8 protein-coding genes are annotated in these 22,980 nt (G+C 63.4%); 5 read left to right on the top strand and 3 right to left on the bottom strand.

What is annotated here, in order from left to right; translation table 11 throughout:
• Positions 1 to 3: 3 nt before the first annotated feature.
• Together rfaE2 and AC3WJR_RS06095 are read right to left on the bottom strand one after the other, a co-directional pair.
• Positions 4 to 1,479 carry a D-glycero-beta-D-manno-heptose 1-phosphate adenylyltransferase gene (gene rfaE2 / locus AC3WJR_RS06090; protein WP_492723161.1) on the bottom strand — a complete coding sequence of 492 codons (1,476 nt, stop codon included), beginning with the start codon at positions 1,477 to 1,479 and terminating at the stop codon, positions 4 to 6.
• Between the two features lie 18 nt (positions 1,480 to 1,497).
• A complete protein-coding gene (locus tag AC3WJR_RS06095) occupies positions 1,498 to 2,307 on the bottom strand; it encodes a hypothetical protein (RefSeq protein ID WP_492723162.1) in 810 nt (269 codons plus the stop codon).
• Positions 2,308 to 2,444: 137 nt separating this feature from the next.
• Here AC3WJR_RS06095 and AC3WJR_RS06100 point away from each other — a divergent pair, with 137 nt between their 5' ends.
• The 5 genes from AC3WJR_RS06100 to AC3WJR_RS06120 all read left to right on the top strand — a co-directional run bounded on the left by AC3WJR_RS06100 (position 2,445) and on the right by AC3WJR_RS06120 (position 22,174).
• The gene (locus tag AC3WJR_RS06100) at positions 2,445 to 2,945 is read left to right on the top strand and encodes a D-glycero-alpha-D-manno-heptose-1,7-bisphosphate 7-phosphatase (RefSeq protein WP_492723164.1); all 501 of its coding nucleotides are present in this window, start codon (positions 2,445 to 2,447) and stop codon (positions 2,943 to 2,945) included.
• Positions 2,942 to 4,081: an AGE family epimerase/isomerase gene (locus AC3WJR_RS06105; RefSeq protein ID WP_492723166.1), complete on the top strand. Its 1,140-nt coding sequence runs from the start codon at positions 2,942 to 2,944 to the stop codon at positions 4,079 to 4,081. Before AC3WJR_RS06100 ends, AC3WJR_RS06105 begins: the two co-directional genes overlap by 4 nt.
• 234 nt (positions 4,082 to 4,315) lie before the next feature.
• Entirely contained in the window at positions 4,316 to 18,748 is a 14,433-nt protein-coding gene (locus tag AC3WJR_RS06110) for a hypothetical protein (protein ID WP_492723168.1), read from the top strand.
• 43 nt (positions 18,749 to 18,791) lie between these two features.
• Positions 18,792 to 20,948, top strand: a complete 2,157-nt coding sequence (locus tag AC3WJR_RS06115; protein WP_492723170.1) for a tetratricopeptide repeat-containing sulfotransferase family protein — start codon at positions 18,792 to 18,794, stop codon at positions 20,946 to 20,948.
• Entirely contained in the window at positions 20,945 to 22,174 is a 1,230-nt protein-coding gene (locus AC3WJR_RS06120; RefSeq protein ID WP_492723172.1) for a glycosyltransferase family 9 protein, read from the top strand. The genes AC3WJR_RS06115 and AC3WJR_RS06120 overlap by 4 nt, the downstream gene beginning before the upstream one ends.
• On the opposite strand, the gene AC3WJR_RS06125 is transcribed toward AC3WJR_RS06120, so the two are convergent.
• Positions 22,158 to 22,961: an FkbM family methyltransferase gene (locus AC3WJR_RS06125; protein ID WP_492723174.1), complete on the bottom strand. Its 804-nt coding sequence runs from the start codon at positions 22,959 to 22,961 to the stop codon at positions 22,158 to 22,160. The genes AC3WJR_RS06120 and AC3WJR_RS06125 overlap by 17 nt on opposite strands.
• Positions 22,962 to 22,980 lie beyond the last annotated feature (19 nt).

The raw sequence follows: 22,980 nt of genomic DNA on the forward strand, positions 1-22,980 counted from the left end.
CGTTTAACGGTTCTCGACTATGACTGTAGCGCAGACCGCCGGACTTGCCAATTCGCTTGTCGTTGGATCGGTAAGGCGTGTCCCCTCGCGCAGGATCGCGGTGGTCGACCGCCCGGCCAGCATCGGTGCGATGAACACCGTGCCCCCGCCGGACCGTACCAGATCCGCGCCGACGATATCATGCAGCGCATAGTCGCCGCCTTTGACGAGAACGTCCGGCCTGATGACGCGGATCAGCTCGAGCGGCGTGTCCTGCTCGAACGCGACGACGTGATCGACCGAAGCTAGTCCGCTCAGGACCTCGGCGCGATCAGCCAAAGCGTTGACCGGTCGCGTCGGGCCTTTCAGGCGCGTGACCGATGCGTCGTCGTTAAGCCCGACGACCAGCACGTCGCCCTGTCGTCGCGCCAGGTCGAGCAGTCGGACATGTCCGGCGTGAAGCACGTCGAAACACCCGTTGGCGAACACGATCCGCGCGCCCGTCTCGCGCGCATGCGCGAGCTTTGCGGCGAGCAGCGGCAACGGCACCAGCTTGGTCATGGCATGGTCGCGGCGGTACAACCGTTCTTCCAGGTCACCGCGCGAGACGACGCAGGTTCCCGGGCGGGAAACCGCGATGCCCGCGGCGACGTTCGCCTGATCAATCGCTGCGGCGATCGGCAGACCCTCGACGATTCCGACGACGAGCGCCGCCATGATGGTGTCGCCTGCGCCCGTCACGTCGAAGACCTGCAAAGCCTCGGTCGGATGGTCGACGACGTCGCCATCGCGCGACACCATCAAAATGCCCTTCGCCCCGCGCGTCACGACGAGATATTCCAGCGCCATCGCGTCGAGCACGGTTGCGGCGCGATCAGCGATGCGGTCGTCGGCGCAGTCGCCGAATAGCGCGTGAAATTCGCGCGCGTTGGGTTTGAGCAGGAATGCGCCCGTGTACCGCGCGCGGTCGGCGCACTTCGGGTCGACGAACGTCGGTACGCCGTGCTCCCGCGCGATTGCCAACAACGTCGGCAGATCGGTGAGTGCGCCTTTATCATAGTCGGAGAAGATAACCGCGCGGACGCCGTCCAACCGTGCCTCGAAGCGCCGCGCAAGTTCGTTTCGCGCGGCTTCGCCGACGCTGCCGTCATGGTCGATCCGCGCGATCTGCTGCACGCCCGATATCACGCGGGTCTTCTGCGTGGTGTGTCGTCCCGGGTCGAAGACGCAGTCGAGCACCACCTTGTAGTGTTCCATCATCCGACCAAGGTCCTGCCCGGCAGCATCGTCCCCGCAGATTGTCAGCAGGGTGCAGCGTTGTCCCAGCGCTACCACGTTCGCCGCCACGTTCGCCGCACCACCGGGACGGATATCTTCGCGCGCCGCCCTGATGACGGGCACGGGGGCTTCGGGCGAGATTCGGGTGGTTTCGCCGATTATGTAGCGATCGACCATCGCATCGCCGACGACGAGAATTGAGGGCGCAAGTGCGTCGGTCATCCGATTAGCCCTCTCATGTCAGCGCCATCCTGCGATCTGCGAAAGCTCGCTTCGCGCGGCGAGCGCCGGCCAGCGACTCGCCCAGCCGCTGCCGTGATCCTGGCCGGCAACGATGACGATGGACGCATGCGTGGTGGGCCCCATCCGGGCGACGAAGCTCCGCGCGACCGACGAGTCGACGACCTTGTCCTCCGACCCGACGAAGTGAATCTGTGGCAGGTTCGAAATCACAGCCGCATCCGTCGCGGGATCGATCGAGCGGGACAGCGGGGTCAAATGCCGGGCGCGGACCCATTGCGCGAGGTCGAGATTGGCCGCGACGGTGATCAACCCGGCGACATCCTGACGTCGTTCCGCCAGCAGTGCCGCCAGCGCGCCACCGCCCGAGTAGCCGACCAGGATGATCCGCGGCCTGTTCGTCTCGCGCTTGAGCCGGTCCAGCGCCACGTTCGCGCTGTCGATGACGTCGACCGACAGGCGCGCGATGCTCCAGTAATCGCTGTGACAGGTGCGACCGCGCGGATGATATTGGCAGGGGCGCGCAAGCCACGCCACCGCCCCCCTGCCGGGGTGCTGCAGCGCCAGCCGCAGCGCCAGTGGGTCGGTCGGCGTGGGATCGAGCGAACGTCGCCCCTCGCGCGTATAAGCCAGGCCGTCGCCCTCGATATAGACGACCATGACACCCGATCGATCGCTGCCTTGGCGCCATGCCGCAGCGAGGTCGAAATCGGCGGCCGGGATCACCTCCCACTGCCATTTCGCCTGCCGCGCAAGCCGTTGCGCCGACGGACGCGCATCTGACGCACATCCGGCAAAGAGCAAGAGCAAGACGGCAAGGTACCGCGCAGTTCGAAGGACACGATGCATGCACATCCTCTCCATGAGGGCAGTAACATACCTGTATACCCATTGAGCCCTGTCGCATTCAAGGATGCGTATTATCCATGAGGGATGATGACCTTGCGATGACTGGCGCTGCATTTCTCGACCGCGACGGTGTATTGATCTCCGACTGTCGGTATTTAGCTGATCCTGGGCAGATTCAGTGGATTGACGGGGCAAAGCTTGCCCTGTCGCGATTGGCACGGGCGGGCTTTCGCCGCTTCGTCGTAACCAATCAGTCGGGGGTAGCGCGCGGGTATTTCGAAGAGGCGGCGATCTTGCGGGTGCATGCCGCACTGCAGGAGGCACTGCCCGAAGAGTCGCGGATCGATGCGTTCGCTTATTGTCCGCATCATCCCGATGGGGTGATCGCCACCTACGCACGACCTTGCGATTGCCGTAAGCCCGCGCCCGGTATGGTCGACCGGCTGATCGCGGATCACGGGGTCGATCGCGCGCACAGCTTCCTCATCGGCGACAAGGAAAGCGATCTTCAGGCTGCCGAACGCGCCGGGATCGTCGGGTATCTGTTCAAAGGCGGCGATCTTGATGCATTCGTGGCACGGATCCTGGATCGGATATGACGCCGGGTGATCCCGCCTGGTGGATCGATTGGCTATCCACCCGCGCGCTCCCCTTGTGGAGCACCGCTGGGTTCGACGCCGAGACCGCCAGTTTCGTAGAACGGCTGGCGCTGGATGGCAGCCCGCAACTGGACGTACCGCGGCGGTTGATGGTGCAGGCCCGGCAGGTGCATGCCTTTGCGACCGCCGCCCGCAACGGCTGGCTTGCAGGCGGAGAAGAACTTGCCCTGTGCGCGGGGGAGACGATGATCGCACGATATCATGCGCGGGGCGGCACGGAGGGGTGGGCTTTCTCCATCGATCGGTCGGGCGCGGTCGTCGACGGACGCCGTGATCTGTATGCACACGCGTTCGTCCTGCTGGCATTGTCTGCGCTCGTTCGGATCGACGCCAAGCCACGATATTGCGAACTCATCCACCGCACGATGGCGTTCCTTGACCGCGAGATGGCGCATCCCGCGGGCGGCTATGTCGAGCAATGGCCTGTGGCGGTTCTGCCGCGGCGCCAAAACCCCCACATGCATTTGCTCGAAGCGTTCCTGTCGCTGCAGGAAACCGCCGGCTGCGGGGATTTTCGCGCCCGGATCGCAACAATGGTTGATCTGATGGACCGACGTTTCTGTCCGGCCGACCGTTCCGACCTGCGGGAATATTACGATGACGATTGGACGGCCGTTGGAGAATCGCAGTTCGAGCCGGGGCACCATTTCGAATGGGTTTGGTTGCTCACGCGATACGCGGGCTCGAGCGGTATCGCCGTTGAGGATCGGATCGACCGGCTGATGCGGACGGCGTTGCGCGGTGTCGATGCCCGCGGGCGCGTGGTGGAACATGTCTCCGCAGATGGTGCGGCAGCCCCGACCTGCCGGTTGTGGGCGGCAATGGAAGCCGCCAAGGCTTTCGCGACACCGCAGGGGCGTGCGGTTCGACCGACAGGGGTGTCGGATGCGCTGGCTGCTGGTTGGCACGCATTCTGTCGCCCGTCGTTCCCTGGCGGTTGGTGGGACCGGGTCGCGACGACCGGGGTCATGCTCGACGCTTATATTCCCGCCAGTTCGCTATACCATATATGTACCGCCCTGGAGTTCATTGCCGAAAACAGATGTGTGGCAGTTCAGCAGCAATACTCACGATGACGAAAGCGTAGTGAACTGTAGTAATACTTAAAGGGCAGTGACAGTACTGCTATAGTACCAACTCCTACCCTATACAGGCTTCATTATGGAGTAAACGTCGCCGAAGCGTCCCGTACGCGTGGCGGCAAGACAGGGGAACCGGTGGTGCTGAACGGCGATACGTCCGAGCGGACCAGACGAACCCGAAACCTCCAAACCGGTATTTCGCTGCTTGCAATCAGTGCCGGGCTGATCTTGCCGCAACCATCGCTGGCAGACACGACCATTTCGGGAACGACGGTCGGCGCGCAGGTCATCAACAGCTCGATCGGACAGTTCTCGATCACCGGAACGGGCACGGTCACGACCACGCTGACCGCAGCGGTCTACAACGACGGCACGATCGGCACGCTGACCAACCAGGGCCAGATCAGCAATACCGGCCAGTTGTTTTACGGGTTGATCAACGCTAATTCGATCGGGTCGGTCGTCAACAGCGGGACGATCCGCGGGCTTGGCGGGGGGATCGTGATCACCCGCAGTACCGCCAATTCGCCGACGGTTCCGGTCATTGGCGCGATCACCAATACCGGTCTGATCCTGGGTGCCACGACGGGTGCGTTCCTCAATATTGGCGGAACGGTCGGGACGCTGACCAACAACGGTACGATCACCGGACCCATGGCGATCTACAACACGTCGGACGGGACATCTTCCGGTTCGATCGGAACGATCGTCAATACCGGGCTGATCGCGGGGAACATCGTCAACGATACCGGTATTATAACGATCAGGGGCGGCAGCGGCGCGACGATTGGCACACTCACCGGGTCGATTCCCGGATCGATCGGGACGATTTCCACCGGTGGCGATATCGTCTTCGCTTCGGGCAATCTGCTGCTCAACGACCGCATCGCCGCGTCCGGCAAGACCGTCACGAACAGTGGCGCGTCGCTGACCCTGACGACGCTGATCGGCGTCACCGGTACCTATGCGCAGTCGGCTGGCAGGCTCATGCTCGGAACCGCGGGGGCGTTGTCGGTGTCCGGGGTTGCAAGCCTGACTGGGGGGACGGTGCAGGCGCTCCTGTCGAACACGGGAAACTATTTCGCCGGAACGCTCGCCACTTTGGTGCAGTCCACTGGAACCGCGGACTATACCGGTGTCACGGTCGGGACGTCTCTGGCAACCGGTTTGAAGACCTCGGGCAGCGTATCGGGCAACCAGTTGCTGCTGCTGGCGACCAATGATTATGTCGGCGGCACGCTGGCGACGCTCAACAATAGCGGAACCATCAACAGCGCGGGGGCCGGCGTCTACGTCGCCGCGACCGGGACGATCGATACGCTAGTCAACTCGGGGACCGTGTTCGGGGCGACCCGCGGGGTCTACCTTGTCTTCGGTGCCCATATCGGCACGATCAGCAACAGCGGCGTGATCGCCGCGGGGACCTTGGGCGGCGCGGCAGCGGGCGGAATCGCCAATAGCGCGGTGATCGACACGATCATCAACAACGGCACGATTCTGAGCAGCAAGAGCAGCGGGATCGGCAACAACTTCGGCAACGCGTCGATCGGCCGTCTGATTAACAACGGCCTGTTGAGCGGCGCCACCGGTGGTATCTATACCGAGGGGACGATCGACGCGGTCATCAATACCGGTCGGATCATCGGGGCGCAGGCCGGCATCAACTTCAACGGCGGCACGATCGGGACGATCGACAACAGCGGGACGATCTCGGGTCCACTCGCATTGTCGATCGCCTCCGGCAGCACGATCAGCGGGATCGGTAACCGGGGTCTGATCTCGGGCAACATCCTCAACGGCAGCGCCAACACGCTGACCATCACCGGCGGCACGGCGGGAACGGTGGGGACGCTGACCGGCCAGTCGGGCAAGGGGACGATCACCAATACGGCGGGCAATCTGGTGTTCGCGTCGGGCGACCTGCTGCTCAACGACAATATCGTTGCGACCGGTCGGACCGTCAGCAACAGCGGCGCTGGCCTGATGCTCGGCACCCTCATCAACCTGACGGGCAATTACAGCCAGTCCGGCGGGACGTTGACGATCGACCCGACGAAGGGCGGCCTGATCGTCAGCGGCACCGCGGCGATCAGCGGCGGCACGGTCAGTTCGACTCTGCTGAGCACCGCGAACTATCTGCAAGGCGGCTACACGCTCGTCAGCGGATCGACCCTCAATCTGGCCGGCGCGACCGTGACGGTCAACGATATCACTGGCCTCGCCAAATCGACGAGCACGGTCAGCAACAGGCTGCTGCTATCGATCGACAACGATTATGTCGGCGGGACGCTGGCCACGCTGTCCAATAGCGCCGCGATCACCGGCAGCTACACCGGACTGTACGTTGCAACTACCGGCAGCATCGGCACGGTGACCAATAGCGGGACGTTCGGCGGCGCACAATTCGGGGTCAACAATCGCGGCACAATCGGCACCTTCGCCAATCTCGGGGTAATCACCAACGCGAACTTCACCGCCTTCTGGAACCAGGGCAGCATCGGCCAGCTGACCAACAGCGGGACGATCACCAACAGCAGTTGGGCGATCCTGAACAGCGCGACGATCGGCACCCTCACCAATAACGGCATCATCGCTGGCGGGGGCAATGCGGTTCAAAACAATGGCGTCATCACGCTGATCGACAACCGCGGGACGATGTCCGGTGGCAGCAACGCACTTGCCGGCTTTTTCCAGACCATCGTCAACAGCGGTGTCATTCGCGGCAACGTCAACCAGTCCAACGGGTCAATCGGGACGATCAATGGCGGCACCAACGGAACGATCGGCACGCTGACCGGCTTCTCCGGGTCGACCCTGGGCACGCTCGGCGCGGGCGACCAGCTCACGTTCGCATCCGGGGCCTTGCTGCTCAACGATAATATCATCGCGGTCGGAACGACGTCTGCCGCCACCACCATCAGCAATACGGGGGCAGACATTGCCCTGTCGACGATCGTCACGATCGACGCCAACTTCCGCCAGACCGCGGGTTTGCTCAACCTCGGCGCTGCGGGGAGGTTGGTGGTAACGCAAGCCGCGACTTTCACGGACGGCACGATCAGCGCCGATGTCAGTAGTGTCTCGGCAAATGCGACCTATCGAGTTGGGGACTCGATTGGCGGCAATCTCGTCAGCGGCGGCATGGGGTCGAGCTACAGCGGTGTGAGCGTCGTAGCGACCGGCGGCGTTACCGGTCTGGCTGCGACCGCAGGCACCAGAGGGACCAATCTCGCGCTGCTGGCCGCCAACATCTATATCGGTGATACGCAAGCGACGGTCACCAATGCAGGGACGATCGCCGGCGTTACCTATCCGCTGTATGTCGCCAACACCGGCACGGTCGGGACGCTGACCAACAGCGGCGCGCTCAGCGGCACCGCCGATGGGCTCAATACCAACGGCAGCATCGGTACGCTCAACAACAGCGGTCTTATTTCCGGTGCGCAGAAGGGATTGGGCAACCAGTCGACGATCGCCACCCTGATCAACGCCGCGGGCGGGACGATCCTGGGCGGCACCGCGGCCGGGCTGCAGAACGACACGTCGCTCGGCACGCTGACCAACGCCGGGTATATTTCTTCGGGGTCCGCAGGTTTCGCCAATTACGGCACGTTGGGGGTGCTGGCGAATAGCGGGACGATCAATGGCGGCCCGCAAGGCATTTACAACGCCGGTAGCATCGCGACGATCGCGAACAGTGGGTCGATCATCTCGGGACAAAGCGCGCTAGGCCTGGGCGGCGTAGTGACCGTACTCACCAACAGCGGTTTCATCGGCAACGCGACCAACGCGATCAACCTATCCGACACGCTGGGTACGCTGAACAACCAGGCCGGGGCGACCATCAGCGGTAATAACGCCCTGTATCTGCAGGGGACGCTCGGGCGGCTTGCCAATAGCGGCATCATCCGTGGCGCGATCCGCAACGATACGGCCAACGTGCTGACGATAACCGGCGGTGCGGCGGGTACGATCGGCACGCTGACGGGGCAATCGGGCAGGGGAACGATCACCAACACGCTCAGCAATCTGGTGTTCGCGTCGGGCAACTTGCTGCTCAATGATCATATTGTGGCAACCGGTCGGACCGTCGGCAACCTTGGTGCCAATCTTAAGCTCAGCACGATCATCAACCTTACGGGCAATTACAGCCAGACCGGCGGCACGCTGACGGTCGACCCGCTCTTGGCAGGGCTAGTCGTCAGCGGCACCGCGGCGATCAGTGGCGGCACGGTTCAGTCCGATCTGTCCAGTACTGGCAACTACTTGCCTGGCACCTATACGCTCGTCAGCGCGTCCGCCCTGAACCTCACCGGGGCGACTATATCGGTCAGCACGGTGACCGGGCTGTCCAGATCCACGAGTACCGTCGGCAACAAGATCCTGCTGTCGCTCAACAACGATTATGTCGGTGGGACGCTGGCCACGCTTGCTAATAGCGCCTCGCTCACCGCCGCCTCGACCGCGCTGTACGTCGCCACCACGGGCCGCATCGGAACGGTCACCAACACCGGGACGTTCGGCGGCGCGCAATTCGGCGTCAACAATCGCGGTACGATCGGTACCTTTTCCAACGCGGGGCTCATCACCAACGCCAATTTCACCGCTTTGTGGAATCAGGGCAGCATCGGCCAACTCACCAACAGCGGCACGATCACGAACAGCAGCTGGGCGATCCTCAACAGCGGCACGATCGGAACGCTGACCAACAGCGGCGTCATCTCAGGCGGAGGCGTCGCGGTGCAAAACAACGCCGTGATCACCGTGCTGGACAATCGCGGCACGTTATCCGGGGGCACGAACGCGCTTTCGGGTACGTATGCGACGATCGCCAACAGCGGTATCATCCGCGGCAACATCAATCCGGCCGGCGGGACGATCGGGACGATCATCGGCGGTAGCGGCGGAACGATCGGGACGCTGACCGGGACCTCCGGAACGGTCCAGGGCACACTTGGCGTCAGCACCAACCTGACCTTCGCATCCGGTGCCCTGCTGCTCAACGATAAGATCCTCGCCGTCGGCCCCCCGCCGAGCAGCGTGACGATCAGCAACGTGGGGGCGGATATGGCCTTGGCCACGATCGTCACGATTGGCGCCAATTATCTGCAGACCGCGGGTGTGCTGAACCTGGGGAGCAACGGCAGGCTCGTCGTCACGCAGGCCGCCGTCCTGTCGGGTGGCACGATCTCCGCCAATTTTGACGGTTTGTCCCCGGCGGCCACCTATCGCGTCGGGTCCGCCGCTGGCGGAACACTGGTCTCGGGGGGCTCCGGGTCCAGTTATACCGGCGTTGACTTGAACGTTCCCGGCAGCATTGCCGGGCTCAAACTGTCGGCGATCACCAGCGGCACGAACCTGATCGTTGCGGCGGGTAACGACTATATTGGCGATACCCAAGCCACGCTCACGAACGACGCGACGATCACCGGTGCGACCTATGCACTGTATGTCGCAGGGTCAGGGACCATCGGTAGTCTGACCAACAACGGCGTTCTCGATGGGGCTGCCAGCGGTCTCTACAATGTAGGACGTATCGGGACGCTGATAAACTACGGATGGACCGGCGGTCCCATCGGAATTCACAATCTTACGACGATCGAGGCTCTGGGCAACGCGGGAACGGTATTCGGCACAGGCGGTGCGACGGGTACGGGCGTGCTCAACGCAGGGTCTATCGGCATACTGTTGAACGTCGGACTGATTGGTGGCGGGACGGCGACCAATGCGAGTTACGGCATCGACAACGTCGGGCGGATCGGCACGCTGGTAAACAGTGCTGACGGGATCATCAGCAATAGTGCCGGAAATGGCGCGGGCCTCTCGAACGGCGGAACGATCGGTAACCTGTCGAATGCCGGACTGATGACGGGCAGCGGCGCCGGGGTAAGCAACGCTGGAACGATCGACCGCTTCGCGAACAGCGGTACGATCCGGACCAACGACGACCAGCGCATGACGGGGCTGTACAACGGCGGCACGATCGGCACGCTCACGAACAGCGGCGTGATCGGCAACAACATCGGGATTTACAACGCGGGCGGATCGATCGGCTTCCTCATCAACGCGCCTAGCGGGACGATCGGCGGTGTGGTCGGGATCTTTGATACCGGCAATGTCGGTATGCTGAGCAACAGTGGAACGATCACCGGAACTTCGAAGGGGCTGTATGCATCAGGCACGATCGGCACCTTGCTCAACGCAGGCGTCCTGACCGCAAGTGCAGGCCCGGCAATCACGATCACCACCGCCGGACACATTGGCGGGATCGGCAACAGCGGGCTGATCCGTGGCGACATCGTCAACGCCAGCGCGAACGACCTGACCTTTACCGGCGGATTTGACACGCTGGTGGGCACGCTCACCGGCAATATTGGGCGCGGGTTGATCGACAATAATGCGAGCAGCCTGACGTTCATCAGCGGCGCGCTGCTGCTGAACGACGACATTATCGTCGGAAACAGTCACACGGTGACCAATCTGGGCGCCAATCTGACGCTCGGCGGCATGACGACGATCATGGGGAATTATAGCCAGACGGGCGGGATCCTATCCTTCGTTCCAGGGACCAGCGGCTTGACCGTGAGCGGTGCCGCGGCATTGTCCGGCGGAACCGTGACGGCCTCCTTGTCGAATACCGGCAATTATCTGGCTGGTGATAATGTCGTCCTGATTTCCGCAGGAACCGGTTCGAATTATGCCGGCGTGACGGTCAACGGCGCACCCACGGGCTTGCTTGCCACACAAGGGACAGTCGGCTCGTCGCTGATCGATACGTTTGGCAATACGTACATAGGCGGCACACTGTCGACACTGACGAACAGCGGTGAACTGAATGCACCAACCGCAATCTACATCGCGGGCACCGGCAATCTGGGGACGCTATCGAACAGCGGGATGGTCCGGGGCGACATCGTCAACCTGTCCGCCAATGCGGTGACGATCGTGGGCGGTACGAACGGTGCGGTCGGGACGTTCACCGGTCAGTCCGGCCAGGGCAGGATCGTGAGCACAATCGGGAATGTCGTCCTGGCCTCGGGCAGCATGCTGCTCGACGATGCGGTCGACGTTGGGTCCGGTACGCTTGCCAATATCGGCGCGGCGGTAGCCGTGACGGGCGCGGTAAGCGTCACCGGCGCGTTTGCTCAGACAGGCGGCACGCTGTCCCTGGCCAACGGCACCGGCCAGGTGATCGCCAGCGGGGCGGCGTCACTGACGGGGGGCACGATCGAACTGATCGGCATCTCCGCGGCCGGGAATTATCAGGCGGGAGACAGCAGCGGGACGGTGGTGCAGGGCGGTGCCGGGTCGGCCTATACCAACCTGTCCTACGCATCCGGTGTCACCGGGTTGCAACTGGTAGGAACCACGCAAGGCAATGCGTTGCGGGTCGACTTTGCCAATTATTATGTCGGCGGTTCGCTGGGGTCGATCGTCAATGTCCAAAACCTTGCCGTTCCGACGTCCGTATACGTCAGCGCCACCGGCACGCTCGGCACGCTGACCAACAATGGGAGCCTGACGGGGCAGATCGGTGTCGTTAATAACGGCATCGTTGGTGCGATCATTAATGCCGGAACGTTCGATGTCGGCACGACCGGTATTTCCAATACCGGTTCGATCGGCCTGGTTTCGAACGGTGGAGTGCTGTCCGGGCCGGTAGCGGTCGACAATGCGGGCGCGCTCGGCACCATTTGGAACAGCGGCACGTTTGCCGGCAACATCATCAATCGTTCGATGCAGGATCTGGTGTTTGCCGGGAGTGGTGCCGGGTTCGGAACGCTTACCGGTTACGTCCCGGGCAGTCAGGGAACGATTACCAACACGCTGGGAAACGTCGTCCTCGCGTCGGGTGGCATCGTCCTGAACGATACGGTCGTTTTGGGTACGGGAACGCTCGTCAACGATGGTGCGTTGGTCCAACTCCAGGAATTGGTCAACGTAGTCGGCAATTACGCGCAGGGATCGGGCACGCTCGCCTTGGGTATGGCGTTGCTGCTGGTCAGCGGTGTCGCGAGCATCACCGGCGGGTTGATTACCAGTGATCAGCTTGACAGCACGGCGAACTATAGCGCCGGCAGCGGGGGCGGAACGCTTGTTCGCGCGGGTGCCGGGTCGAGGTACGATGGTGTCTCGGTCGCGTCGGGCGTCACCGGACTGGCGATTGCCGCGGCCACCGGGACGATCGGCGGCAACGTGGATTTGTTGTTAACGATCAATAATGACTATGTCGGCGGTACGCTCGGAACTCTGGTCAACAGCGGAACGATCACGGGGGTCTCGACCGCCGCTTATGTCGCGGCGAGCGGCCGCCTTGGCACGCTCGGGAACAGCGGCACACTGGAGGGCAGCCGGTTCGGCGTGCGCAATCTCGGGGTCATCGACCGGATCGAGAATGACGGCGTCATCGGCGGTACGGTCGGGCTGTACAACGGCGGCACGATCGGGACGATCCTCAATAGCGGAAGCATTATCGACACACCCGTCGTCTTGGCGGCGGGCCTCGCCAATGACGGCGTCATCGATGCGGTCCTCAATGCAGGCTTGATCAGCGGAACGTCCCGCGGTCTGTACAACACCGCTACGATCGGTCGGATCGTCAACAGTGGCACGATCGCGGGTCTGCTTGCGCTCTACAATGGGGGTAGCATCGGAACGATCGACAACAGCGGTCTGATCACCGACTCGCAAGGTCCGGCCAGTGCAGGCTTGAACAATGGCGGCCAGCTCGACGTGTTGCGTAATAACGGCACAATCTCCGGCGAGACCTACGGTCTCGTCAACACCGGATCACTCGGTCGGGTGACCAACCTCGGGCTGATCACTGGTGCCACCGCGATCTACGCCGCCGCAACGGGCACGCTCGGACCGATCGACAATGGCGGGATGATCGCCGGCAATATCGATAACCAAACTGCGCAGGCGCTGACCATCACCGGCGGCACGTTCCAGACCGCAGGCACGCTGACGGGCTTCGGAGGCGGACGCGGAACGATATCGAGCCTATTGGCCGATGTGGTGTTCAGTTCGGGCTTTCAATTGCTCGACGACGATATCGTCGCAACGGGACATGTTGTCTCGAATGCTGGCGCAACCCTCGGACTTCTTACTTCTGCGAACATTACCGGCGGCTACAGTCAGACCGCCGGCGCACTATACGTCCTGAACGGTGCACAGCTTGTGGTCAGCGGGGCCGCCAACCTGACCGGCGGGGCGGTGGTGACGCAGTTCGACCCGACCGCCAATTACCTCGCGAACGAAAACGCTGGAACGTTGGTGCGCGGCGGCGTGGGATCGAGTTACGACGGCGTGAACGTCGACACCGGCAATATCGACGGGCTGGCGCTGACCTCGAACATGGCCGGTACCAACCTCGTCGTGACCGCGCGGAACACATACATCGGGGGCAGTCTCGGCAGCGTCGCGAACGTGGGTTCATTGGCAGCCGACTATCCCGTCTACATCGCAGCGACCGGCACGCTCGGAAGCCTCACCAATAGCGGCACGCTCAGCGGCGCGATCGCCGCGATCTACAACGCGGGTACGCTCGGGCCGATCACCAACAGCGGCATCATCGCTGGCAATATCGACAACCGATCGACGCAGGCGCTGACCATCACCGGCGGCACGTTCGAGACCGCCGGCACGCTGACGGGCTTCGGGGGGGCGCGCGGAACGATATCGAGCACGTCGGCCGATGTGGTGTTCGGCGCGGGCGTGCAGTTGCTCAACGACGACATCGTCGCGACGGGACACGTCGTATCGAATGTGGGTGCAACTCTCGGGATCCTGACTTCTGCAAGCATTACCGGTGGCTACAGTCAGACCGCAGGCGCGCTTTACGTCCAGAACGGCGCACAGCTTGCGGTGAGCGGGGCCGCCAACCTAACGGGCGGTGCGGTGGTGACGCAGTTCGACCCGACCGCCAATTACCTCGCGAACGAGAACGCCGGCACGTTGGTCCGCGGCGGCGCGGGATCGAGCTACGACGGCGTGAACGTCGATACGGGCAATATCGATGGGCTTGCGCTGACCTCGAACACTGCCGGAACCGACCTCGTCGTGACCGCGCTGAACACGTACATCGGGGGAAGCCTCGGCAGCGTCGCCAACACTGGCGCGTTGACGGCGGACTATCCCGTCTACATTGCTCAGACCGGCGCGCTGGGGGCGCTCAACAACAGCGGCACCCTCAGCGGCGCGATCGCGGCGATCTACAATGCCGGAACGCTCGGGCAGATCACCAACAGCGGCGTGATCGCGGGCAATATCGGCAATCGTGCGGCGCAGGCGTTGAGCATCTCCGGCGGAACGCTGACAGGATATGCGCCCGGCAGCCAGGGAACGATCTTCAGCGGCAACGGTGACGTCGTCCTCACGAACGCCATTGCGCTTAACGATGCGTTCGATGTCGGCACGAATACCGTGGTCAATGCCGGCGCATCGCTGTCGCTTCTCAGCGGGGTCAGCATCCAGGGTAACTTCAGTCAGGACAGCGGTCTGCTGGCAATCGGAAGCACATCCGGGCTGGTGGTCAGCGGGTCGGCGCTTCTGACGGGCGGTACCGTTTCGACCGACATCGTGACTGCGGCGACCTATCTGGCCGGCGCAGCCGTCGGGACTTTGGTCCAGGGCGGCACGGGATCGCGCTATGCCGGGGTCGAGGTGATCACAGGCAACACGCCGGGACTGGCGCTCACCGCAGGCGCGAGCGGAAGCAATCTCGTGGTGACCGCGAACAACAACTATATTGGCAGCACTCTGGCGAGCCTGTCGAACAGCAATGCCATTACTGCCGACTATCCAGTGTATGTTGCGGCGACCGGCACGTTGGGAAGCCTCACCAACAGCGGCACGCTCAGCGGCGCGATCGCGGCGATCTACAATGCGGGTACGCTTGGGCCGATCACCAACAGCGGCGTGATTGCGGGCAACATCGACAATCGTTCGACGCAGGCGCTGACGATCACTGGCGGCACTTTCGAAACCGCCGGTACGCTGACGGGCTTCGGGGGGGCGCGCGGAACGATATCGAGCACGTCGGCCGATGTGGCGTTCGGCGCGGGCGTGCAGTTGCTCAACGACGACATCGTCGCGACGGGACACGTAGTATCGAATGCGGGTGCAACCCTCGGACTTCTCACGTCGGCGAGCATTACCGGTGGCTACAGTCAGACCGCAGGCGCCCTATACGTCCAGAACGGCGCGCAGCTCGCAGTGAGCGGGGCTGCGAACCTGACGGGGGGTGCGGTGGTGACGCGGTTCGACCCGACCGCCAACTATCTCGCAAACGAAAACGCCGGCACGTTGGTCCGCGGCGGCGCGGGGTCGAGCTACGCCGGTGTGAACGTCGATACGGGCAATATCGATGGGCTGGCGCTGACCTGGAACGCTGCCGGAACCGACCTCGTCGTGACCGCGCGGAACACCTATATCGGGGGGAGCTTCGGCAGCGTCGCCAACACCGGCGCGTTGACCGCGGACTATCCCGTCTACATTGCTCAGAACGGCGCGCTGGGGGCGCTCAACAACAGCGGCACCCTCAGCGGCGCGATCGCGGCGATCTACAATGCCGGAACGCTCGGACAGATCACCAACAGCGGCGTTATCGCGGGTAATATCGACAATCTCGCGGCGCAGGCGTTAAGCATCTCCGGCGGAACGCTGACAGGATATGCGCCCGGCAGCCAGGGAACGATCTCCAGCGCCAACGGTGACGTCGTCCTCACGAACGCCATTGCACTCAACGATGCGTTCGATGTCGGCACGAATACCGTGGTCAATGCTGGCGCATCGCTGTCGCTTCTCAATGGGGTCAGCATCCAGGGCAACTTCAGTCAGGACAGCGGTCTGCTGGCGCTTGGAGGCACATCCGGGCTGGTGGTCAGCGGGTCGGCGCTTCTGACGGGCGGTACCGTTTCGACCGGCATCGTGACTGCGGCGACCTATCTGGCCGGCGCAGCCGTCGGCACGCTGGTCCAGGGCGGCACGGGATCGCGCTATGCCGGGGTCGAGGTGATCACAGGCAACACGCCGGGGCTGGCGCTGAGCGCGGGCGCGAGCGGAAGCAATCTCGTGGTAACCGCGAACAACAACTACATCGGCAGCACTCTGGCGAGCCTGTCGAACAGCGATGCCTTCACTGCCGCCTATCCAGTGTATGTCGCCTCCACCGGCAGCCTCGGCGGTCTGGCCAACACCGGCACGCTCGGCGGTACTATCGCGGCGATCTACAACGCAGGAAAGCTGGGGCCGATCACGAACAGTGGCCTGATCGCAGGGGATATCGAGAACTGGGCTGCGCAAACGCTGACGATCTCGGGCGGAACAGGGACCGAAATCGGTACATTGACGGGCTTCGGCGGGGCGCGCGGTGTGATTCTGAGTCCGGGCGGCGATGTGGAATTCGCGGGGGGGACGCTCGCGGTCAACGACGATATCATCGCTACCGGGCATGTCGTATCGAACAAGGGCGCGGATCTGCTGCTCGCGTCCAGTACGAGCGTGACTGGCGGGTACGGTCAGACGGCGGGATCACTCACTCTCGCGAAGGACGCGAAACTCGTCGTCAGCGACGCCGCGACGCTGAGCGGTGGAACGATATCGACGAGCTTCTCGCCAACTGCCAACTATCTGGTCGGTGCTACGGCTGGAACTCTGGTTCAGGCTGGTATGGGTTCGAGCTATACCGGCGTAACCGTCTCGGTCGGATCGACGCCCCAGCTTGAGCTTACGTCCGCGACGGCTGGAACGAATTTAATCGTGACCGCGCAGAACAATTTCGTCGGCGCGAACCTTGCCAGCCTGACCAACAGTGGCAACCTCTCGACGCGTTATCCCCTCTACATTGCAGCGACCGGCACGCTTGGCAGCCTGACCAACAGCGGCACGCTAAGCGGATCGGATGCTGCGATCCGCAATCTCGGTGCGATCGGACCGATCGGCAACACCGGCGTGATTGCCGGCAACATCGTCAGCGACGCCGCCGCGGCATTGGCGATCACCGGCGGCAGCGGGACGGTGTTCGGGACGTTGACCGGCTATGCCGCGGGTAGCCAGGGAACGATCGTCAACCCCGGTGGCAATCTGCTGCTCGCCGGCAACATCCTGCTCAACGATGCGGTCGACGTGGGCAGCCGGGCGGTGATCGCCGATGGTGCCACGCTTGCCGTCAACGCACCGGTCGGGATTACCGGGAGTTACAGCCAGACCGGCGGCAAGTTGCTGATCGGAGTCACGTCGAGCGCGGCCTATGGTCAGCTCTCGGTCACGGGCGCGGCAAACCTGACGGGCACGAACGTCACGTTGGTCAAATTGGGGTCCGCGACACTGGCGGCAGGGCAGGCCTATACGGTGGTGAAGGCCGGCGGCGCGCTGACGTTCAGCAACCTGACCTCGTCTGTAACCGGGCTGGACGGCGCTTTCTCCAGCGTCGCCAGCGGTGGTGCGACGGGTCTTGTCCTTACGCTGAGCAACCCCGCGGGCACGATCACGCCGCCGCCCCCAACGAGCTTTACCGGCACTGGCATCGTGGCGGGTGGTCCAGGCGTCGGCACGGGCGCGGCGCTGGATGCGATTGCCGACCTCGGCGGACCGGCGGCGACCCCGGTTATCACCAATGTCCTGCTGCCGCTGTCACAATTGCCCGTGACGCAGCAGCGGACGGCGATCGTCCAACTCGCGCCGACGCAACTAACGCCGCAAGTCATCGCGGTTGCCGTATCCCCCGCGGTCAACGCGATCGTACAGCATCAGGAAGTGCTTGCCGCAGCCGTGACTGGCCGTGAGGAACGTGGCCTTGCTGCGGGATCGCAAGGGCAGCGCGGCGCGATCTGGGGGCAGTTCCTGATCAATTCGGCAACCCGTGCGGCGGTGGCGGCCGCATCGCCGTATCAAGCCAGCAGCTATGGTGTCATGGTCGGCGCAGACCTGATCGGCACGCCGAACCTGATGGCGGGGGGGGCGATCAGCTGGATCAACAGCACAGCGCACGGACGCGGCAATATCAGCGGCAGCTCGACGACGCTCAACAGCTTCCAGGCGACGGGATACTTCTCGTGGCAACCGGGCGATCCCGAAACCGCTGGTTTCGCAATCGATGGCCAACTCGGCTTTGGGTACAACAAGTACGACCAGCGGCGGCGGATCGACTTCCTCGGCGTCAGCGCGCGCGCATCGTACGACGGCCAGCAATATCTGGGGAACCTCCGCGCGAGCTACACGATCCCCTTGTCCACCAGCGCTTCGGTCATGCCCTTCGCCAGCCTTCGCGAAGTGCATCTGCACAATGCCGGATACCAGGAGCGCGACGCCGCGTCCGCCAATCTGAAGGTCTCGAGCCTCGACGTGGATTCGCTCAGTCACGAGATCGGCTTCCAGGGTGCGGGTGTGTTCGAGGCGACCTCGGGTCGTTTCGCCCCGCTGCTGAAGCTCGGCTGGGTCCATACCTACACCAATGGTCCGATCCCGCTGACCGCCGTGCTTGGAGGCGTTGCGTTTACCAGCACGTCCGCCCGCGGTGCGCGCGACGGGCTGACGGTTGGGGCAGGGCTATCCTTTATGCAGACCGAGCGGTTCCGGATCGGCGTGCAATATGACGGCGATTTGCGCCGTGATTTCAAGAGCCACTCGGGAACTGTCAGGATGACGTTCAGCCTGTGACCAAGCGATCCCTGACCAAGCAACCCAAAAGAGGGAGTGTCGCATGAGCGATCCCGCACCGACCGGCATAACGATCGAGCAGGCGCTGGGGCAGGCCAGTGCGCATTGGAACGCGGGGCAGGCGGACCAGGCCGAACGCCTGTGCCAGCACGTCCTGGCGGTCTGGCCCGGGCAATCCGACGCGCATCATCTCCTGGGGTTGATAGCGCACGCCTATGGAAACCTCGACAGCGCGATCGACCATCTCCGTCGCGCCTGTCAGGCACCGCGGGTGCAAGCGATTTATCTCAGCAATTTAGGCGAGATGTGTCGCCAGAAGGGGTTGCTGGTCGAAGCCGAGGAGGCCGCCCGCCGCGCCGTGACGATGGATGCCACGATGGTTGCCGGGTGGAACAACCTCGGGATCATCCTGCAGGAAGAGGGCAAGCTCGACGACAGCCTGTCTTGTCTCGAACGCGTCGTGTCGTTGCAGCCCAACTATGCCGAGGCGCACAACAATCTTGGCAACACGCTGAAACGGTTGGGACGGCTGGACCAAGCACGCCGGCATTACGCGCGCGCGTTGGAGCTGACGCCCGGCTATGCCGAGGCGCTGAGCAACATGTCGCATTTGCTCAACGATCTTGGCGATCTCGATCAGGCGATGACCTTCGCGCGCCGCGCGATCGACGCCAATCCGCGCCTGTCCGACGCTTACATAAATGCGGCCGCAGTCGAGGTCGCGCGGGACCGCTATGCGGAAGCGCTTCGCTGGATCGATGCGCTGCTCAGTTTCGCACCGCTACACGTGGGAGCGCTGGGTGTGCGAGCGACGGCGCTGCGGCAGCTCGGGCGGCTCGATGAGGCGCTGGCCGAAGCGCGGCGCGCCGCAGCAGCCGCGCCGAACGATGGCGAAATCCAGAACATCTTGGGCGAAGTCCTGCAGGCGCAGAACAAATTGCCCGAAGCGCTCGCAGCATTCGACCGCGCCGCCCTGTCCACCGGATTTGCACCCGAGAAAGCGCTCGTTAATCGCGGGATTGCGTTGATGGAACAGGGCCATAAGGGCGATGCCGAGGCGGTGTTCGAAAACATTCTGGCGCACAACCCACGCTCGGTACCCGCATGGTTCAACTTCGCCGATCTCCACTGTTTTCACCCCGGTGATCCTCGGATTCCGGCGATGGAGGCCTTGCTTGCGCCGGGGGGGATCGAGGGCAAGGCGGATCGTACCGCATTGCATTTTGCCTTGGGCAAGGCTTGGCTCGACGTTGGAAACCCCGAGCGCGCTTTTGCGCATCTCGATGACGGTAATCGCCGCAAACGCGCGAGTTTTTCTTATGACGCGGCAGCAACCGATCGGTGGATAGACGAGATCATCACGGCGTTTCCGTCCGAGCGTTTTCAACATTCTAGGGCAGGAACTTCCGGAAGCGACCTAGCGGTGTTCGTCGTTGGCATGCCCCGATCGGGCACTACGCTCGTCGAACAGATCCTCGCGTCGCATCCTGACATCTTCGGTGCGGGTGAGATGTCCGCGCTGCAAGTGGCGGTTAACACTGCCGGACTGTATCCGGCATCGGCGGCGAAGTTCACGGTGGAGGAGGAAGCGGCGCTGGGTGCGCAGTATCTCGAGGCTATTCGACCGCTTGCGCTGCAACATCGTCGGGTCGTCGACAAGATGCCCTCCAACTTCCTGTTTGCAGGGCTGATTCATCGGATCCTGCCCGATGCGCGGATCATCCATGTTCGCCGCGATCCGGTCGATACCTGCCTGTCCTGCTATACCAAATTGTTCACTCGCGAGCAGCAATTCGCCTATGATCAGACCGAACTCGGACGGTTTTACCGCAGTTACGACCGGCTTTTAGACCATTGGCGTACGGTTTTACCGGCCGATCGTTTCATCGAAGTGCGGTACGAGGACATCGTCGGCGATATCGAGAGGGAAAGTCGACGGATGCTCGCGTTCTGCGGGCTCGATTGGGATCCGGCCTGCCTCGACTTCTATCACACCGCGCGGATCATTCGCACCGCCAGCCTCAATCAGGTCCGGCAACCGCTTCACGCCGATAGCATCGGGCGGTGGCGACCCTATGCGCAGTATCTTGCGCCGCTGCTCGATGCGCTGGGGATCAGTGCGGCCCCCGCGGTGGAGACGATCGTCAGAGACGTGCCCAAGGTTCGCGCAAAGCGTGGCCCGCGACTGGTGGCGGGATGACCGGGCCGGTCCTCGACCTTCAAGCCCTCGAAGTCGAGCTACGGCCGCTGCTGCAGGCGGGGCGTGGACGCGAGGTGGAGATGCGAGTTCGCCCCTTGTTGTCAAACGGCTCGGGGCCGGTGGCGCTGTGGGCACTGCTGGCGCAGGCGTTGCGGGTCCAGGGCCGGGTGCAGGAGGCTCGACCGATCCAGGAAATGCTGGTGGACGCGCTGCCCGGGCATGTGTCGACGCGCTTCGACCTGTCCGAAACGCTGCTGTTGCTCGGCGAATTCGACCGTGGGTGGCGCGAGTACAGCCATCGGTACAGCCTTGCGCACACCACCCGGATCGAACGCAAGGTGCAGCGACCGCGTTGGGACGGCCGCGCCATTCCCGGGCAGACGCTGCTGATCCATGATGAGCAAGGCTATGGCGATACCTTCCAGTTCATGCGGATGGTAGGGTGGGCCAAGGCGCGCAGTCAGGCGACGGTCGTGCTCGAAATCAATCACGAGACCGCTTCGCTCGCGAGGCGCATGGCGGGGTTCGACGCGATCACCTTGCGGGGAGAAATTCCGCCGAGGTTCGACGTGCATTGCGAGATGATGAGCTTGCCGCACGCGATGGGGCTGACGCTGGACGATCTGCCGGGGTCGCCCATGCCCTATCTGTCGGCACTGCCCGAGCGGCGTGCGGTCTGGCGCAGTCGGCTTGCGCCGTATCGCGGGCTCAAAGTCGCGTTCCTGTGGGCAGGGCGCCCGACGCACTTCAACGATGCCAACCGCTCGATGACGCTGGCGCAGTTGCAGCCCCTCGCACAGGACGGGGTGACGTTCTTCTCGATCCAGAAAGGGCCGACCGAGGGGCAGGCGCTGACGCCGCCGACCGGAATGGATGTCGTCAGTCTTAGTCCTCAAATCAACGACTTCGAGGATACTGCCGCAATCCTGTGCGAAGTCGACCTGCTGATCTCGATCGACAGTTCCCCGGTTCATCTGGCGGGTGCGCTCGGTTGTTCGGCGTGGGTGATGCTGCCGTTGCTGCCGGACTGGCGCTGGTTGCAGCATCGCACCGACAGCCCGTGGTATCCCTCCGTCCGGCTATTCCGCCAGCGGGAATGGGGGCGCTGGGATCAGGTGATCGATGATGTCGCAACCGCGCTTACGCTGGAAGCCGCCCGTCATCGCGCTACGGCAGCATCGCCGGTCGAGCGGGTTGAACCGCTGCGGGTCAGGCGTTCAGGTTGATCGGGCACGACCAGTTCGCCGGGTCGATCGGCAGTGCACTCTCGACGGTGACATTCACCTCGCGCGGCAGGCACAGCATGTTGATCGATACCGTACCGGGCCAGACGTTCTGCGGATTGCCGCGGAAGTTATCGGGCGAGAACAGGTTCGGAAGATGCCAGTACAGGCAATAGTCGAGATCCGCGATCGCCGTGATCACGGCTTGCTGGTTCGCCGCGCGGTCGTTCTCGATGTAGATCGTGGGACGGCATCGGCGGATGGTCTTGACGGCGCCTTGCAACACAGCGGGTTCGAACCCCTCGACATCGATCTTGAGCAGCCCGCACGCGTCCACGCCCAGCCCGTCCAGCGTCCGAACCCGGACTTTGCGGCCACTGCCCTGACTTTGCAGTGAAACCCCGCCGAAGTTGCCGCCAGCGGCATAATTGATCGCGGGAATAATCGCCTCGCCCTCGTCTGCGCCGCAAGCGTCGGGGAAGGCGACGGCATTCGTGACGTTATTCATCGCGAGATTGCCGCACAGGATCTGGAACAGCAGTTGCTGCGGCTCGAACGCGTAGAACGGGCCGGGGGCGCAGGCACGTGCCATGTCGACGCTGTGCGATCCCATGTTCGCGCCGATCTCGACCACGGTCATACCCGGACGGATCAGCTGTCGCAGCATTCGCCATTCATCCGGCGCATATTCGCCGTAGAGATCCAGCGCCCGCGTGACATATTGGTCGCCTGCTAGCGCGAGCATCGGCCCCGAACGGGTGGCGTACGTCCTGATCACGGGTTCGCGCATGGACCCTGCTCCTGATCGC

Source organism: Sphingomonas sp. FW306-05-A (assembly GCF_058782275.1).

Bases quoted from the DNA above. Each gene is read 5' to 3' on its own strand.
- rfaE2 (WP_492723161.1), bottom strand. From the start codon at position 1,479: ATGACCGACGCACTTGCGCCCTCAATTCTCGTCGTCGGCGATGCGATG.
- AC3WJR_RS06100 (WP_492723164.1), top strand. From the start codon at position 2,445: ATGACTGGCGCTGCATTTCTCGACCGCGACGGTGTATTGATCTCCGAC.
- AC3WJR_RS06105 (WP_492723166.1), top strand. From the start codon at position 2,942: ATGACGCCGGGTGATCCCGCCTGGTGGATCGATTGGCTATCCACCCGC.
- AC3WJR_RS06115 (WP_492723170.1), top strand. From the start codon at position 18,792: ATGAGCGATCCCGCACCGACCGGCATAACGATCGAGCAGGCGCTGGGG.
- AC3WJR_RS06120 (WP_492723172.1), top strand. From the start codon at position 20,945: ATGACCGGGCCGGTCCTCGACCTTCAAGCCCTCGAAGTCGAGCTACGG.
- AC3WJR_RS06125 (WP_492723174.1), bottom strand. From the start codon at position 22,961: ATGCGCGAACCCGTGATCAGGACGTACGCCACCCGTTCGGGGCCGATG.